The organism is Pseudomonas sp. 18058, assembly GCF_902706155.1.
GTDB classification, from domain to species: domain Bacteria; phylum Pseudomonadota; class Gammaproteobacteria; order Pseudomonadales; family Pseudomonadaceae; genus Aquipseudomonas; species Aquipseudomonas rustica.
The window spans coordinates 1-891 of the sequence record NZ_CACSJY010000122.1 but is presented as its reverse complement, the minus strand read 5'-3'; the positions used below and the strand labels follow the sequence as shown (position 1 = coordinate 891).

At 60.0% G+C, this 891-nt stretch carries 1 pseudogene; it reads right to left on the bottom strand.

Features of this window, described 5'->3' with window-relative positions:
- Positions 1–807 (bottom strand): annotated as a pseudogene (locus tag GVL50_RS28435) (hypothetical protein); the annotation flags it as partial.
- Positions 808–891: the final 84 nt, after the last annotated feature.

Here is an 891-nt window from a genome sequence, read left to right as displayed (position 1 = left end):
GGAAACCGTGCCGACCGAAACGGTGATGCGCGTCTCTGTGCACCAGTCTTCCGATTGGTTGCCGACGATGTCAGTGACCAGAAATGTCACCGCCAGGCCTGCGTAATCGGTGTCGCCGGCCTCTTCGATGGTGCTCTTGCCCACCACGAAGGTGATCGGGTGATTGGCCGGATCGTTGATCTGCTCGGCGGTCAGCGGCGGGGAGGCCAGCAAAATTCCGCCCCAACTGAGCGTGATCACGTCTCCCACGCTGGCAGCGGGATAAGGTACGCCATTGCCTGACGGTGCACGAATGACGATCGGCACTCCGGCGTCGGCGATGTCCTTATCGACGCCGCCGCTGACGACTTCCGGCGGGATGTACATGAAAAGGTTGGAGTGACCGGGCTCCGGATCGATGTCCTGCCCGCCGGGCACTTCGGTTTTTACGTAGATTCGGGTGGGTGGCGTCTGGGTTTCGGCCCCCTGATTCAGCCGGGTGACGCGATACGTCAGGGTATGCGAGCCCGTCTGCAAATGGCGGGGGGCTACAAACAGCGTCACGCGTTGGCCCACATCGGCGTCTTTGGCGATGGTGAGTTGATCAACGACATTGTTGCCGTTCAACAACAACTCGACCAGATCCCCCTTGCCCATGCTGGACCATGGATGAAGAAAGACCTGCAGGCCTTTTTCAGGGAAGACCAGCCATGCCGCCGCACGATTGATCCCCCATTCCCCGGAAGGCAACACCGGTTGGGTACGCGTGGAGATCTCCAACTCGCGCAGGATCAGCGTGGATGTTCCTCTCGGCGGTTGGACAAGCATTGCGATCACTCCTGTCTGGGTTGGGCAACGGAGTGATTTATGGCTGGAAAGGAGAGGGCTGTCACCTGTCAGATCTGACAGGTG